The sequence below is a fragment of the Roseateles sp. P5_E1 genome (assembly GCF_054049335.1).
This window is the reverse complement of sequence record NZ_JBFUMN010000002.1, coordinates 245,546-260,691: the sequence shown is the minus strand read 5'-3', so window position 1 is coordinate 260,691 and position 15,146 is coordinate 245,546. Positions and strand designations below refer to the sequence as shown.

The following is a 15,146-nucleotide window of genomic DNA, read 5'->3' as shown; positions in this document are numbered from 1 at the left end:
AGGCGCCGTTGCGCTCCGCGGCCTAGGCTGCGCGACCATGAATGAACTCGTCCGCACTTCGCCGCAAGTCCTGATCTGCGGCGCCGGCCCGGCCGGCCTGGCGCTGGCCTGCGCGCTGCACGACCGCGGCCTGGCCGTGCGCGTGCTGGAGCAGGCCGATGCCACCACGCAGGCCGCCCCCGCGGACGATGGCCGTGAGATCGCACTCACCCACCGCTCGCGCCGCGCGCTGGAAAACCTGGGTTTGTGGGAGCACCTGAGCGACATCGCGCCGCTGCGCCGCGCCAGTGTGCGCTCCAGCGGCTCACGCACGGCGCTGCCTTTCGAGTCGAGTGGGCAGGATCTCGGCTGGCTGGTGGCCAACCACCGCATCCGCGCCGCGGCCTGGGCCGGCGCGCAGCAGCGCGGCATCGAGGTGCTCTGCGGCCGCACGGTCGTCGGCTTTTGCCGCGAGGGCGAGATGGCCACCGTGGACACGCGTTGCGGTGAGCGCCATCTGGCGCCGCTGGTCGTCGCGGCCGACAGCCGTTTTTCGCCGCTGCGCCGCCTGGCCGGCATCGGCGCCCGCCATCACGACTTCGGCCGCAGCGCGCTGCTCGTACCGCTCGCGCACGAGCGCGACCATGAAGGCGTGGCGCAGGAATGTTTTCTGCAAGGCCACACGCTGGCCTTGCTGCCCAAGACAGGGCGGCGCTGCTCGGCGGTGTGGACGGTGGCGAACACCGAGCTGCCGCGCCTGGCGGCGATGGACGAGGTGGCGCTGGCCGCCGCCATCGAAGCCGCCGCCGAGGGGCGGCTGGGGCCGATGCGCGTCGACGGTGCCCGCCATGTCTATCCGTTGGTGGCTGTGTGGGCCGAGCGTTTCGTCGCGCCGCGCCTGGCGCTCATCGGCGACGCGGCGGTGGGCATGCACCCGGTCACCGCGCATGGCTACAACCTGGGGCTCTACGGCATCGAAGCGTTGGCGCAGCGGCTGGATGCGGCCCGCGATCCGGGCGAGATGAGCGCGCTGCTGGCCTATGAGGCGGAGCACCGCCGTGCGGCGGGGCCGCTGTATGCCGGCACGAATGCGCTGGTGCGCTTCTTCACGGACGACCGCGCGCCGGTGTTGGCGCTGCGCCGCGCCGTCATCGACATCGCCCGCCATCTGCCGCCGCTGCGCGCGGCAATCACGCGCCGGCTGGTGGACGCCTAGCGGCCCTGCGCTTCCAGCACGCTCAAGGACCCGCGCAGCGAACGCAGCGCCTGTTCCATCGGCGTCTCGCCCGGTGCGGGCAGCAGGCGCGCCTCGCGGCTGGCCAGCACATCCTCGCGCAGCGCCAGGCCGGCGCGCGCGAACTGTGGCTTCAGCACCGCCGCGCGTTCGCGCAGCAGCTCGCGTGTAGCCTGGTAGGCATGCTCGGCGAGATGGCGGCGCTGGCTGTAGCTGAAGGTGTTGGCCATGAAGAGCTCGGCATCGCGCGGGTCGRGCTCGAACAGCAGGATGTCGGTCTGCGGGTGCGTCAGCTCATAGCCCTTGAGGCCGAGGGCCAGGCGCGAGTGGATCAGCGAGCGGAAGGTCTGCGACAGCACCAGCGGCAGGCCGCCGTCCACCAGGCGGTGGATGCGCGGCTGCAGCGCGCGCAGGGCCGGGCGGCCGAGCTTGCTGGCCAGCTTCCTGGCGCGGCGCGAGCGCGCATCGCGCGGCGACATGCGGTTGCTCTCGTAGGGCACGAGCGGGTTCAAGCAGATCAGCAGGTCCAGGCCGCGGTCCAGCAGCACGGAGGCGTGCAGCGTCTTCTTCAGCGCGCCGTCCACGTAATGCCGGCCGTCGATCTCGACCGGCGGGAACAGGCCCGGCAGCGCTGCGCTGGCCTGCACGGCCTGCGAGATGGGCACATGGTCCCAGCCCTCGGCGCCGAAGGGGATGGCTTCGCCGGTGTCCAGGTCGGTGGCCACCAGCACTAGGCGGTGGCGCAGGTCGCGGAAGTCGTTGCTGCGGCCGGGCTCGGCGAAAACCTGGGTCAGCGCCTCGCCAAACCGTTCGCTGCTCAGCAGGCCGGTGGGCAGCACGCGGCCCAGGCGCTCGATGGCGCCGAGCAGGGAGCGGCCTTCCAGCAGCACCTCGCGCGCGGCGTCGGCCAGCAGGCCGGGCAGCAGGCGCAGGCGTTCGCCGAACTCGGTCCAGGCGGGCTGCAGCAGCTCGGCGGGGTCGAAGCGGTCGGGGGCCTCGGCGGTGTTCTCGATGAAGGCGGCGCAGAGCTGGCGCGGCGTCATGCCGTTGGCCAGGCCGGCGGCGATGAAGCCGCCCGCACTGACGCCGATGTAGCCGTCGCAAGCGGTGAAGTCGAGGCCGCCAACGGCCTCCTCCAAAGCACAAAGGGCGCCAACTTCATAGATGGCGCCCAGTGGGCCTCCGCCTGCCAGGGCCAAACCGATCTTCGGTTGGCTCATGGTCAGAGAGAGTTACTTGCTCAGGCTTGAGCGGCTTGCTCGGCGGCCGGTGCGGCGGCAGCCTTCTTGGCAGCCGGGGCGCGCTTGGCCGGAGCGGCCTTCTTCGCCGGGGCGGCAGCCTTCTTGGCGGGAGCGGCAACCTTCTTGGCCACAGCCTTGACGGCGGCCTTCACCGGAGCGGCCTTCTTGGCAACAGCCTTCTTGGCGGGCGCAGCCTTGGCGACGACGGCCTTCTTCACGGCAGCAGCCTTCTTGACGACGGCCTTCTTGGCCTTGGCAGCGGGCGAAGCCTTCTTCAGGCCGGCCGACACGGCCAGGTCGTCGATGCGCTTGATCAGGCTCTGCACGTCGCTGGCGGACGGCACGTTCAGGGTCTTCAGCGCCTTGGCGACGCGTTGCTCGAAGATGCTTTCCAGCTTGTCCCAGTGCTGGCCGGCCTTGGCGCCGACATCACCGGCCATGCCGCTGACTTTGGTGGCCACGGCGCTGAGCTTCTCCTCAGCGGCGGATTGGGTCTTCTTCTGCAATTTGAGTCCTTCCGAAACGAGGGCCTCGAAAACCTTGCCGCCTTCGCCCTGGGCCTTGGCGAAAGAGGCCAGACCGGCGGCCCAGATCTGCTGGGCGCTGTCCTTGACATTCTTGGCCATGTCGCCATCGAGCAGGCCAGCCGGGAAGCCGGTGGCGGCCGAGGCCTTCTTCTTGTCTGCCATCTTTTGAAGCTTCTTGACCATTTGGGTGTCCTTGCGAGTTAGCGCGGTTTGTTGGGATCAGCCGCCGGGACTGTAGCGGCGCGATCCCCCTTCAGCACGGCCATTCCTAGTGAGTGCGCTCTACGATGGCGAAGGCCGTTTCCTGGGGAAAGTGCCCAGCGGGCGGCCGCAAACCCTGGTCAAGAATCGGCGCGACAACGTCCAAATCCACAAGCAGGAGACCCGCATGCAGTATTTCGTCACCGGCGCCACAGGCTTCATCGGCAAGCGGCTCGTCAAGAAGCTGCTGGCTCGCCGCGGCAGCACGGTCCATTTCCTGATGCGCGAGGAGAGTGCGGCCAAGCTGCCCGACCTGCTCGCCTACTGGGGCGTCAGCAAGACCCGCGCGATCCCCGTCTACGGCGACCTGACGAGCAAGAAGCTCGGCGTGGCCAGTGACGTCATCAAGAGCCTGAAGGGCAAGATCGACCACCTTTACCACCTGGCCGCGGTCTACGACCTCGGCGCCGACGAGGAGTCGCAGGTCGCGGTGAACATCGAGGGCACCCGCAGCATGGTCGAGTTCGCGCAGGCCATCGACGCCGGCCATGTGCATCACGTCAGCTCGATTGCGGCGGCAGGCCTGTACGAGGGCGTGTTCCGCGAGGACATGTTCGAGGAGGCCGARAACCTCGATCACCCCTACTTCATGACCAAGCACGAGAGCGAGAAGATCGTGCGCAAGGAGTGCAAGCGCCCCTGGACGGTCTACCGCCCCGCGCTGGTGGTGGGCGACTCCACCTCCGGTGAGATGGACAAGATCGACGGGCCTTACTACTTCTTCAAGCTGATCCAGCGCATGCGCCAGATCCTGCCGCCGTGGCTGCCCAGCGTCGGCCTGGAGGGCGGCCGCATCAACATCGTGCCGGTGGACTTCGTCGTCGATGCGCTCGACCACATCTCGCACAAGGTCACCAAGGCCCACGGCTGCTACCACCTCGTCGACCCCAAGGGCTACCGCGTCGGCGATGTGCTGGACATCTTCAGCAAGGCCGCGCATGCACCCAAGATGAACCTGTTCATCAATGCGGCGTTGATGGGCTTCATTCCCAAGAGCGTCAAGAAGGGCCTGATGGCGCTGGCGCCGGTGCGCCGCATCAAGAACGCGGTCATGAAGGACCTCGGCATTCCCGAGGACATGCTGACCTTCGTCAACTATCCGACCCGCTTCGACTGCCGCGACACCGAGGCCGCGCTCAAGGGCTCGGGCATCGCCTGCCCCGACCTGAACGACTACGCCTGGCGGCTGTGGGACTACTGGGAGCGTCATCTCGATCCGGCCCTGTTCATCGACCGTTCGCTGCGCGGCGCGACCGGCGGCAAGGTGGTGCTGGTGACCGGTGGCTCCTCGGGCATCGGCCTGGCTGCGGCCATCAAGTTCGCCGAGGCCGGCGCCATCACGCTGATCTGCGCGCGCGACGAGGTCAAGCTGGCCGAGGCGGTCAAGGAGATCAAGGCCGCGGCGGGCAAGGACGCGCAGATCCACAGCTACGCCTGCGACATCGCCGACGAGGCTGGCTGCGCCGGGCTGATCCAGTGGTGCACCGAAGAGTTCGGTGGCGTCGACTTCCTGATCAACAACGCGGGCCGCTCCATCCGCCGCGCCATCGAGAGCAGCTACGACCGCTTCCACGACTTCCAGCGCACGATGGACCTGAACTACTTCGGCTGCCTGCGCGTGACCATGGGCCTGCTGCCCGGCATGGTGGCCAAGAAGAAGGGCCATGTCGTCAACATCAGCTCCATCGGCGTGCTGACCAATGCGCCGCGCTTCAGCGCCTATGTGGCCAGCAAGGCCGCGCTGGACGCCTGGACGCGCTGTGCTTCCAGCGAGTTCGCCGACACGGGCGTGACCTTCACGACGATCAACATGCCGCTGGTGCGCACGCCGATGATCGCCCCCACGGCGATCTACAAGAACGTGCCGACGCTGGCGCCCGAGGAGGCTGGCGACATGATTGCGCAGGCCTGCATCAACAAGCCGGTGCGCATCGCCACGCGCCTGGGCATCTCGGGCGAGATGCTGCACGCCGCCGCACCGCGCATCGCGCAGATCGTCATGAACACGACCTTCCGCATGTTCCCCGACAGCTCGGCCGCCAAGGGCGACAAGTCGGGCAAGTCGGGGCTGTCGCCCGAGGCCATCGCGATGCAGCAAATGATGCGAGGGATTCACTTCTAAGCCATCGATGAGCGCCCAGGGACCACAGAGCCCCGGCGCGTGAAGGGAGGATCTCTTGCAACACTCACACCCTGTCGGGCCGCTGCCGTCCGTCAAGCCGGCGCCCACGCCGCGCAGCTACCAACTGCGGGCCTGGGGCGCCGTGGCCTCGCTGGTCGCCTTCCTCGGCATCTATTTCGGCCTGGCCGGCTGGTTCGCCTGGACGGCGTGGCGGCTGGGCCAGAGCGCCTTCGCCGGCCGCAGCGACGGCTTCTGGGCCTTTCTGGTGGCGCTGTGCGCGGCGCTTCTGGCCGTCTTCATGCTGAAGGCGCTGTTCTTCCGCCAGCGCCGCGCCGAAGACCATAGCCTGGAGATCCAAAGCACCGACCAGCCCGCGCTGTTCGTCGAGCTGAACGCCATTGCCGATGCTGTCGGCGCACCGCGCCCGCACCGTGTGCTGGTGTCGGCGCGCGTCAACGCGGCGGTGTTCTACGACCTGTCGCCGCTGAACCTGCTCTTCCCGACCAAGAAGAACCTCGAGATCGGTCTCGGGCTGGTCAATGTGCTGAACCGCAGCGAACTGCGCGCGGTGCTGGCGCACGAGTTCGGCCATTTCGCCCAGCGCGCCATGGCGGTAGGCCGCTGGGTCTACGTGGCCCAGCAGATCGCTGCGCGGCTGGTGGCGCAGCGCGACATGCTGGACAACTTCCTGCAGGCCCTGAGCCGCTTCGACTTCCGCATCGCCTGGGTCGGCTGGGTGCTGAGTGTCATCGTCTGGGCCATCCGCAGCCTGGTGGACAGCGTCTTCACCGGTGTGCAGCTGCTGCAGCGCAGCCTGGGCCGCGAGATGGAGTACGGCGCCGACGCGGTGGCCGTCGCGCTGACCGGCAGCGATGCGCTGGTGCATGCCCTCTACAAGCTGCAGACGGCCGACATCGACTGGGACCGTGCCGCCGGCGTGGCGGGCGAGCTGCGGGCCAAGGAGCAATGGGTGGGCGACCTGTTCGCGCTGCAGGGAGCTATCGCCGAGCGCACCGGTCGCATGCTGGATGACGCCGACTATGGCCGGGTGCCGGTCGCACAGGGCGGCCCCAGCCGCCTGTTCGACACCGCCGACAGCGCCGTGCCGCAGATGTGGCGCACCCACCCGCTCAACCATGAGCGCGAGGCGCGCGCCAAGGCCGAGTACCGGGCCAGCGAAGTCGATGAGCGCAGTGCCTGGACGCTGTTCGAGAACGCCGCCTCGCTGCGCGAGCAGGTCACGCGCCGGCTGATCGAGGCGCCCGAGTCCGCCAAGCCCATGGACGCGGCGGCCTTGCAGGAAGCGCTGGATGAGCGCTTCGGCGGCGAACTGCTGCAGCCGCGCTACCGCGGTGCCTACCTGGGCCGCGCCCTGACCCGCCATGCGGCCGAGCCCGGCCAGTTGGTTGGCGACCTTCCCGAGGAGGCGGAGGGCATCCAACGCCTCGCCGCCCTCTATCCGGCCAGCCTGGGCGAGGCCGTGCGCCGCTGGCGCCGCATCGACGCCGACAAGGAGCCGGCCGAGCATGCCGAGCTGCTGGCCGAACTGCGCCGCCACGACCAGGCCGCCCGTGCGGCCCATCTCGCGCTGGCGCGGGCGTTGGGCGACGGCAGCGAGGCGCGGCTGCGCGGCCTGCTCGCCCAGCTGCACTACGCCGAGCACACCGCCGCCAACCTGCGTGACCTGCGCGGCATGCTGGCGCACACGGTTCGCGTCGAGACCACGGGCCGGATCAGCGATGCCGGTCGCATGCGCGTGCGAGATGCCGGCGGCCGGCTGCATCACGCGCTGCAGCAGTTCTATGCCGAAGCCCCTGACGTGGTGCTGGATGAAGCCACCTGCAAGCGGCTGCAGGTCGACAGCTGGGTCGCCGCGCTGGGTGAGTTGAAGCTCGGCCCGCCCGACATCAGCCATCTGGGCGATTGGCTCGGCGTCATCGACAGCTGGATGGACCTGGCCGAACGCGCCCTCAACGGGCTGCGTGGTGCCGCGCTGGCGGAACTGCTGGCCGCGGAAAGCCGCACGGCTGCCAAGGAGCCCGCCGGCGAGGCGACGGTGCCGTCCACGCCGCGCGGCTACGCCACCCTGCTCGAAGGCGCCGAGCGCCCGCGCGACCTGCGCCCCAGCCCGTGGGCGCGCTTCCTGGCCGCACAAGGCCGCGGCGCGGCTGCGGCGCGTATCGCCGTGGCGGGCGGCATCGTCGTCGGCGTGCTCGGCTTTGGCGGTGGCTATGGCGACATCAGTGTGCAGGTGCTCAACGGCTTCGACCGCCCGGTGCGCGTGCGCGTTGGCGGAGCGGGCGCGATCACATTACCCGCCTTTGGTTCGGCGACCGTCGGCCAGGCGCCGGACGCTCATCTCCCCATCAGCGCCGAGACGGAGCAGGGTGAGCTCATCGAGCGCTTCGAGGTCGCCCTGGAGCACGGCCCGGGCCAGCCGATCTACAACGTCGCCGGCGCCGCGCCGCTGGTGGAATTGACCTACACCTATGGCCGCGACGCGGGGCAAGTGCCGCCCAGGGTGCTTGGCGCACCGCGCTGGTCGAGCAGCCAGGCCGATGTCTTCTTTGGCGATCCGCCGCAGAGCGTCTCGGTCAAGCAGGGGCAGACCGAAATCCGCCACGTGCTCTACAGCGCAGCGGATGTGGCCCCGGCCATGCAGCTCAGCCTGCTGCGCGACGACGCAGCGGTGGTCGAGCGCTTGAGCGAGCAGCATCTGCTTTGGGACCGCCGTGATTCGCCCGTGCGCTACGCGTGGTTGCGACTGCTGCGCGGCCAGCCGGCCCACGACAAGGTGCTGGCCGCGGCTCTGTCACGCGAGCCGGCAGGCATCGAGCTGCTGCGCGAACGCATGGACACCTTGCCCGCCGACGAGAAGACGCGTTTGTGTGACGAACTCGGCGGCCGCGCGGCCGCGCCGGTAGCCGACGGCCATTCGGTCTATCTGGCCGCACGGTGCTTGCCCGAAGGTCCACTGCGTGACGCCGCGCTGCTGGCAGGCCTGGCGCGCTTCCCCCAGCACGCCTGGCTGGCCTATGGCGCGGCCAAGGCCGAAGCCGGCAATGCCAACTGGCGCGTGGCGCTGCGTGACTATGAGCTGGCGCGTGTGGAGCCCGCACTGGCGCCGTTTGCCAGCATCGAGGCCAACCGGCTGCGTCGCTTGCTTGGCGAAAAGGAGCTGGGTGTCGAGGCCGAGCGTATCGGCCCGCCGAGTCGGTTGCTGGGCGCACTCGGCTACCAGGTGCGGGCACGCGCGCTGGTCTCCGAGCCCGAGGCCTTCGCCAGGCTCGCGGCCGGAGAACCGGATAAGGCGGCCAGCGTCGACGCCGCGCCTTCTTCGCATCTACTGCGTCTGGCTGCGGCGTCCGACGGCGCCTCGGCCGACCTGCGCCGGCGTGTCGCGACCCTGCCCCCAGACGACGGCCTGGACGAGCTGACTTACTGGACGGCGCTGGCCCTGGCCGACCGCGAGGGACGGCCCGCGCCTGCGCTGCCCGCCGCGGCCATGGCCAGTGCCGGCATCGAGCCCGACCAGATCCGCAAGCTCGAAGCCTTTCGCAACGCGCTGGGCAGCACTGCCGTATTGGCCAGCGCTGAAAAGCATCTGCAAGGTTTGTTGCCCGAGCTGCGCGGCCAGGCCTACAGCATGGCCACCGTGCGCCTGGGTGGCCGCGCGCCGCCAGCTTGGCGGGAAGCCGCCAAGCGCCTGCTCCAGAGCCACGAGCGCCCCTACTTCAACTGAATCACAATGCCCCGGAGCCCGGCCTCGGCCGGGCTTTCTCATTCAAGGAACCGAGCTCATGTTGAGAGGCCAACACGTCGGCTTGCGTTATGTGACGGAAGACGATCTGCCCTGGCTCAAGCGCGCCGTGGGCGATCCGCAGGTGCGCGGGCCCTACCTCGGCTCGCGCATGATGACGCCGCATGCTGTGGACCAGCGCTGGAAGGACAACGGCTTCGCCAACGAGGACGCCGAGCGCCTGCTGATCTGTCACCTGCACGACAGCAGCGTCATCGGTGACGTGGTGCACTTCGCCGCGGCCCGCTACACGACGGCGCGCGAGATCGGCTGGACGCTGGCCGACGTCGCGATGCGCGGCCGCGGATTGGCTTCGGAGGCTGCCGCGCTGTTGGTGGACTATCTGTTCGAGAACTGGCCGGTGAACCGGCTGTCCTGCGGCATGTCGGTGCACAACCATGCGTCCCGGCGTGTGGCGGAGAAGTGCGGCTTCACGCACGAGGGCATCCAGCGCGGCGTCGTGTTTGTCGGCGGTGAGTATGTGGACTGCCATTCGCTGTCGCTGCTGCGCAGCGAGTGGATGGCGATGAAAGGCAAGGACAAGTGAGCTCCGCTGGCCACAACAACCGTGAATTCGATCTGATCGTCTTCGGTGCGACCGGCTTCACGGGCCGTCTTGTCGCGGAATACCTGCACTTGAGCGGGGCCGGTGGCGCGCGCTGGGCAATTGCCGGGCGCAGCCTGGACAAGCTGGGCAAGGTGCGCGACGAGTTGCACCTGCCGCCGTCCGTCGCGCTGCTCAAGGCCGATGCGAACGACGCTGCAGCGCTGAAGGCACTGGTGGCGCGCACGCGCTGCGTCATCACGACGGTCGGGCCTTACCAATTGCATGGCGAACCGCTGGCGACGGCCTGCGCCGAGGGCGGCACGGATTACGTCGATCTCTGCGGCGAGCCGCTGTGGATGGCGAAGATGATCGACAAGCTCACGCCACTGGCGCAGAAGAGCGGCGCGCGCATCGTCTTCTCCTGCGGCTTCGACTCCATCCCCTTCGATCTCGGCGTCGTCTACCTGCAGGCGGAGGCGCAGAAGCGCTTCGGCGCGCCGCTGCCGGAAGTGCGCGGCCGCGTCGCCCGCGTCAAGGGCACGGCCTCGGGCGGCACCTTGGCCAGCATGATGGAAACCATCGAGGCCGTGAAGCGCGAGCCGGGGCTCATCAAGGTGATGGCCAACCCGTTTGCGCTGACACCGGGTTTCAAGGGCCCGCGCCAGCCCGGCGGTCAGGCCGCGGACTTCGACGACTGGGCCGACCGCTGGAGCGGCCCCTTCTTCATGGCCACCATCAACACGAAAAACGTGCACCGCAGCAACGCGCTGCGCGGCCACCCCTGGGGCGCCGATTTCATCTACAGCGAGAAGCTGTTGACCGGCAAGCCCGGCCAGGCCGACAAGGGGCGCAAGAAGGCCATCGCGCTGGCCCGCTTCACCAAGCTGCAGAACCTGGCCCTGGGCTTCACGCCGACACGGGCCCTGCTGCGCCGCTTCGTGCTGACCCAGCCCGGCGACGGGCCGGACAAGGCGGCGCGCGAGGCCGGGCACTATGAGCTCTGGTTCACCGGCAGGTCGGCCGGCGGCGAGCTGCTGCGCGCCGTCGTCAAGGGCGACCGCGACCCCGGCTATGGCTCGACCTGCAAGCTCATCAGCGAGGCCGCCCTGTGCCTCGTGCAGGACGTGGGCCGCGACGCGACGCCCGGCGGCGTCTGGACGCCTGGCAGTGCCATGGGCCTGGCCCTGGTGCGCCGCCTGCATGAGCGCGCCCGGCTGACCTTCGAGATCGCGGCTTGACGGGCGTCCCGCGCTGGGCGGTCAGCCAGCCGCGCATGCACTGGACGCTGCAGGCCAGCCTGGCCGAGACGCTGGCCACATTGGAGGCGGCCGCAGCGGCCGGTGCCCAGGGCTGCGTCGGCACCGAGCTGGCGTTGACGGGCTTTCACCGCCGCGTGCCTGAACTGCTCGATGAACGGGCCCTGACCGATGCCGAGGCGCAACTGCGTGCGGCCTGCGCGCGGATCGGGATCGCGGCGGCCGTGGGCGTGCCGACACTGGGCGTGGACGGCGCGGTGTTCAACAGCCATCTCTACATCGACGCCGCGGGCCGCGAGCTGGGCCGCGTGCACAAGCGCGGGCTGACCGACAGCGAGGCGACTTTCTTCGCGCGGGGTGATGAACGCGGCTGGACGGCGATCGGTGGCGTGCTGGCGACGTCGGTGCTGTGCCGCGAGACGCTGGACGGCGCAGCGCTGCTACCGGAGCTGCGCGCCGCGGCCATTGGCTCGGGGCCGCGCGTGATCTTCTGGCCCAGCTACATCAGCGAATCCGACGCCGAGCAGGCGGCGCTGTGCAAGGCCTATCGCGGTGGTGCCGAGGCACTGGCGCGCGAGCTGGGCGCCTGGGTGCTGCAGAGCAACTGGCCCGAATCGCTGAACGCACCCGAGCAGCGCGGTTTCGGGGCCAGCGTCGTCATTGCGCCGGATGGCCACTGCGTGCTGACGCTGCCGCGGGATGAAGCCGCCTTGATCGTCGTGGATCTGGCTTAGCGCCGGCGCTTGGCCAGCCAGCCGAATACGCCCAGGCCGGCCAGCAGCAGCGCGCCACTGGTGGGTTCGGGCACCGGGGCAGTCGCGCCAGTCACCGTTGCGGCGTTCAAGCCCCAGCCCTCGTCGCCCAGGCCCTGGAAGCCGGCTCGGTCCGTGCCCTCGAAGGTCGTCGGGCTGTCGATGCTGAAGACCAGCTGGTTGCTGCCCGCGGCCAGCGTGACGGGGAGGCTGATCGTCAGCTGCTGGTTGACCACCGCACCGACCGTGGCGCCGTTCGGGTTGAACAGCACGCGGTCGGCGCCACCGCCGCCGAGATTCCAGGTGCCGCTGAACACTTCGCTGCCGTTCAGCGTCACGCGCAGGATGTCGATATAGCCGTTGTCGCCGTCCAGCGTGGCGTAGCCGGCCAGCGTGAAGTCGATCAGGCCGGCGCCGGCGCCAGCGGCGAAATTGGCGGTCACCGAGACCGTGGTGTCCAACGTGGCCGTCGGCGCGGGCAAGGTGTACAGCGTGGCGGCCCAGGCGGGCGCGACCGTCAGCAAGGCGGCGGCAGCGAGCAGCGGCAGGCGGGGCTTCGAAGTCATCGCGCGTCTCCGGTGGGGTTCGGCGCAATCTATCCGCCGCCGGTCCGCGCCGTGGGCTTTGAACTTGGGGGTGTCCCCCGACTCGGGGGGGGGCAGGTTCAGCCGCGCCGGATCAGCGCCGCATAGCAGCCGCGTCGTGCGTAATGGGCGTGGATGTAGTCCACCTCGGGCTGGGACAGCAGGCGCTCGATGAGGCCTTCGATGGCTGCGCCGTCGACGATGTCCGCATCGATCATCAGGCCCGCTGCATCGAAGGCGCGCAGTGACAGCAGGCGGCTGCGCAATGCGTCGGGCACGGTGTCGATGGCGTCGAAAGCTTCTCCGGCCTTTTCGCGCACGTAGATGGCGTGGCGTGAGCGGTAGGGCGTGTCGGCAGGCTGGTGCTCGTGGTTGATGAGCAGCACGGACTCATCCTCAGTGGTGTCGCGCAGTTCGACGCGGTCGGGCAGGCCCGCGCCGCGATGGCGCAGCGCACCGTGGTCGGCCAGCGCTGCGTCGCTCAGGCCGAAGAGGTGCTGGAAGGGTTGGGCGGACAGCCCGGTGATGCGAAAGGACATGACGTGCTCCGTGGAAGGGGATGCACGTCATTCTTCAGACACGGCCGGGCCGCGTCTGGCCGCAATCGGACCTTCAATCTCGGCCTGCGGGACGCTCATAGCCGTTGTCCACCCAGGCTTCGGCGGACGCCTGGCTGAGCTTGAAGCCGGCTGCGACCTTGACCTGCGCAAGGCGCTCGCCGGCGGCATCAAAGGCTGCCAGCCAGGCATAGGGGTCGTCCTCGGCGGGCACGATCTCCAGCGTGATCTTCAGCCAGTTGCCGTCGCGCGCCACATAGAGCGCCTTGTTCAGCTGGGCGTGCAGTTGCTGCTCATGGCGGCGGAGGACCTCGGAGGCCGTCTTCACCAGCGTGTTGAAGGCGTTGACGTCCAGTGGCTTGGGGTTCTTCTTGTCGCGCCCCATGGTCCAGGGGCCGACCAGGGCCGGCTCGCTTTCGCCGGCCTTGAACATCGCGACAGCCCAGCCTTCGTCGTCTTCGTTCTTGATGACCTGGGCCGTCCAGCCGTTGTCGCGCCACAGGCGCGCCTCGAAGACGGGTTCGTCCAGATCAGTCATGCCTTCAATCCCTTGGCCAGCAGCTCGGCGACGAGCGCATTGATGCCGCCTTCACGGCCGGTGGCGCGCTCGCGCAACTGCTCGGTCAGCTCAGCAGGCAACTTGCAGGCAAAGGGAACGAGGCCGGCGGCGGCGTCCAGCTTGCGCTGGGCCTTGCGGTCAGGCAGGGCGGCAGCGGCCTGGCCGAAGCGGCCGGGGGCCGCCTTGCCGCGCATCGCGCTGTCCAGCTTCAGGCCGGCGAGCCGTTCAAGATCGGTTTTCTTCATGCTCATGGGCCGGATTGTCCCCCCTTGGAGACAAGCCGGCCTGTGAGCGTCAGCCGTTGGTGGCCGGAGCGGCCGGCACGACGGCCGGGGCGCGCTGCACGCGGGTCTTGCCGCCGGTCGTCACGAGGACGACGGGGTCACCGCTGTTGAAGGCTTCGGCGCCCTTGGCCTGGACGATCGCGCGGCGCTCGCCGTTGCGCAGCTGGACGATGATTTCGAGAGCATCTTCCTTGGTCGCCGAGCGCTCAATGGCGTTGCCGATGACGGCGCCGGCGACGGCACCGATGACGCCAACGACCGCGCCTTCACGGCGGCCGCCGACCGAGCTGCCGGCAATCGCGCCGGTCACGCCACCGGCCACGCCGCCGACGCCGCTCTGCGAGCCGTCGACGGTGACGGGGCGGGAGGACAGCACGGTGGCGTCCTGGATCTGGGACATGCGTTGCGCGTCACCACGCTGGACGACGTCGGGGCTGGTCGTCGAGCAGGCCGAAAGCGCAACAGCTGCGGCCAGGGTGAGGGAGGTCATGAGCTTGGACATTCGAATACTCCTTGGGCAAACCGGCAGCCCAACGTCGCCAATTGTCCCGCCGTTGACGGCTCGACGCCCTCGACTACAACTCTTTACCGTTGGTGGTCAACGGGAATGACCCGCAATCGCCGTGACCTACCCATGCAGGCGCGAGCTGCGCGGCACGCTGGCGAGCAGGAACTCCATCTGGTCGGCCAGGATGCGGCGGCCGCGCAGGATCATGTCCTCGTGCAGGCTGGGCACATAGGGCAGGTAGAGCAGGCTCATGTGCGCCTCCTCCGGCATGCGGTTGCCCTTGCGGCCATTGCAGGGCCGGCAAGCGGTGATGCAATTCATCCAGGTGTCGTAGCCGCCGCGCGACGTCGGGTGAATGTGCTCGCGTGTCAGGTCTTCGGGCAGACAGTGGTGGCCGCAGTAGGCACAGACGAAGCGGTCGCGCACGAACAGCTTGCTGTTGGTCAGCGCCGGCGCCTGGCGCCAGGCCCGGCTGGGAACGGCGCCACGCACGGCAATGATGGGGTGGACTTCGATGCGCGACTGGCGCCCGGAGATGCGCTGCCAGCCCCCGCGCAGCACCTGGCAGGGGTCGCCCAGCGTCCAGGCCACGCCGTCGCAGGCGTAGATCACGGCCGCTTCACGGGTCGTGATCCAGGCCTGGGGTCGGCCGGAGACATCGAGTTGGAGCACATCCACAGAAGTCAACCTCCTCCCGGAGACTACTTCAGAAGCGACCCGGCACTCAAGCGTGTGTGCATGACAGCGTGGCGGTTCTGCGCATCCGGTATTTGGGCCGAGCGCTGGGCCGCCCCTAGCCGGCCCGTCGGGCGATGTGCATGCGGCTCGATGCCGCATGCATCGCCATCCCCCCGGGGGATCGGCCGGGCACGCCCGCGTTCAGCGGCGCGAGACCGGACGAGGGGTCAGGGTTTGCACTAGGTTGTTGGCAGTATT

14 protein-coding genes are annotated in these 15,146 nt (G+C 69.3%); 6 read left to right on the top strand and 8 right to left on the bottom strand.

Going from position 1 to position 15,146, the window contains the following annotated elements; genetic code table 11:
• Window positions 1-37: 37 nt before the first annotated feature.
• Window positions 38-1,195 carry a 5-demethoxyubiquinol-8 5-hydroxylase UbiM gene (gene ubiM, locus ACXJKJ_RS03880; protein ID WP_457389158.1) on the top strand — a complete coding sequence of 386 codons (1,158 nt, stop codon included), beginning with the start codon at window positions 38-40 and terminating at the stop codon, window positions 1,193-1,195.
• Here ubiM and ACXJKJ_RS03875 read toward each other — a convergent pair.
• Both ACXJKJ_RS03875 and ACXJKJ_RS03870 read right to left on the bottom strand, forming a co-directional pair.
• Window positions 1,192-2,433: a patatin-like phospholipase family protein gene (locus ACXJKJ_RS03875; protein ID WP_457389157.1), complete on the bottom strand. Its 1,242-nt coding sequence runs from the start codon at window positions 2,431-2,433 to the stop codon at window positions 1,192-1,194. The genes ubiM and ACXJKJ_RS03875 overlap by 4 nt on opposite strands.
• A gap of 20 nt (window positions 2,434-2,453) precedes the next feature.
• Window positions 2,454-3,164, bottom strand: coding sequence for a phasin family protein (locus ACXJKJ_RS03870; protein WP_056203002.1), 711 nt, complete (start codon window positions 3,162-3,164; stop codon window positions 2,454-2,456).
• 205 nt (window positions 3,165-3,369) lie between these two features.
• Here ACXJKJ_RS03870 and ACXJKJ_RS03865 point away from each other — a divergent pair, with 205 nt between their 5' ends.
• The 5 genes from ACXJKJ_RS03865 to ACXJKJ_RS03845 are packed head-to-tail and all read left to right on the top strand — an operon-like array spanning window position 3,370 to window position 11,700.
• A complete protein-coding gene (locus ACXJKJ_RS03865; protein ID WP_457389156.1) occupies window positions 3,370-5,364 on the top strand; it encodes an SDR family oxidoreductase in 1,995 nt (664 codons plus the stop codon).
• A 55-nt stretch (window positions 5,365-5,419) separates the two neighbouring features.
• Window positions 5,420-9,106, top strand: a complete 3,687-nt coding sequence (locus ACXJKJ_RS03860) for a M48 family metalloprotease (RefSeq protein WP_457389155.1) — start codon at window positions 5,420-5,422, stop codon at window positions 9,104-9,106.
• A gap of 58 nt (window positions 9,107-9,164) precedes the next feature.
• A complete protein-coding gene (locus ACXJKJ_RS03855) occupies window positions 9,165-9,710 on the top strand; it encodes a GNAT family N-acetyltransferase (RefSeq protein ID WP_457389154.1) in 546 nt (181 codons plus the stop codon).
• Entirely contained in the window at window positions 9,707-10,948 is a 1,242-nt protein-coding gene (locus tag ACXJKJ_RS03850) for a saccharopine dehydrogenase family protein (RefSeq protein ID WP_457350155.1), read from the top strand. The genes ACXJKJ_RS03855 and ACXJKJ_RS03850 overlap by 4 nt, the downstream gene beginning before the upstream one ends.
• The gene (locus tag ACXJKJ_RS03845) at window positions 10,945-11,700 is read left to right on the top strand and encodes a carbon-nitrogen hydrolase family protein (protein ID WP_457389153.1); all 756 of its coding nucleotides are present in this window, start codon (window positions 10,945-10,947) and stop codon (window positions 11,698-11,700) included. Before ACXJKJ_RS03850 ends, ACXJKJ_RS03845 begins: the two co-directional genes overlap by 4 nt.
• Here the strand turns inward: ACXJKJ_RS03845 and ACXJKJ_RS03840 are convergent.
• The 6 genes from ACXJKJ_RS03840 to ACXJKJ_RS03815 form a co-directional block, all read right to left on the bottom strand.
• Window positions 11,697-12,284: a PEP-CTERM sorting domain-containing protein gene (locus ACXJKJ_RS03840; protein ID WP_457389152.1), complete on the bottom strand. Its 588-nt coding sequence runs from the start codon at window positions 12,282-12,284 to the stop codon at window positions 11,697-11,699. The genes ACXJKJ_RS03845 and ACXJKJ_RS03840 overlap by 4 nt on opposite strands.
• Window positions 12,285-12,382: 98 nt before the next feature.
• Window positions 12,383-12,841, bottom strand: coding sequence for a DUF1203 domain-containing protein (locus ACXJKJ_RS03835; protein ID WP_457389151.1), 459 nt, complete (start codon window positions 12,839-12,841; stop codon window positions 12,383-12,385).
• A gap of 73 nt (window positions 12,842-12,914) precedes the next feature.
• The gene (locus ACXJKJ_RS03830; protein WP_457350147.1) at window positions 12,915-13,397 is read right to left on the bottom strand and encodes a hypothetical protein; all 483 of its coding nucleotides are present in this window, start codon (window positions 13,395-13,397) and stop codon (window positions 12,915-12,917) included.
• Complete coding sequence (locus tag ACXJKJ_RS03825; protein ID WP_457323434.1) at window positions 13,394-13,669, bottom strand: hypothetical protein; 276 nt, start codon at window positions 13,667-13,669, stop codon at window positions 13,394-13,396. The genes ACXJKJ_RS03830 and ACXJKJ_RS03825 overlap by 4 nt, the downstream gene beginning before the upstream one ends.
• 43 nt (window positions 13,670-13,712) lie before the next feature.
• Window positions 13,713-14,192 carry a glycine zipper domain-containing protein gene (locus ACXJKJ_RS03820; protein ID WP_457389150.1) on the bottom strand — a complete coding sequence of 160 codons (480 nt, stop codon included), beginning with the start codon at window positions 14,190-14,192 and terminating at the stop codon, window positions 13,713-13,715.
• A gap of 138 nt (window positions 14,193-14,330) precedes the next feature.
• Window positions 14,331-14,888: an HNH endonuclease gene (locus tag ACXJKJ_RS03815; protein ID WP_056203026.1), complete on the bottom strand. Its 558-nt coding sequence runs from the start codon at window positions 14,886-14,888 to the stop codon at window positions 14,331-14,333.
• Between the last annotated feature and the right edge of the window lie 258 nt (window positions 14,889-15,146).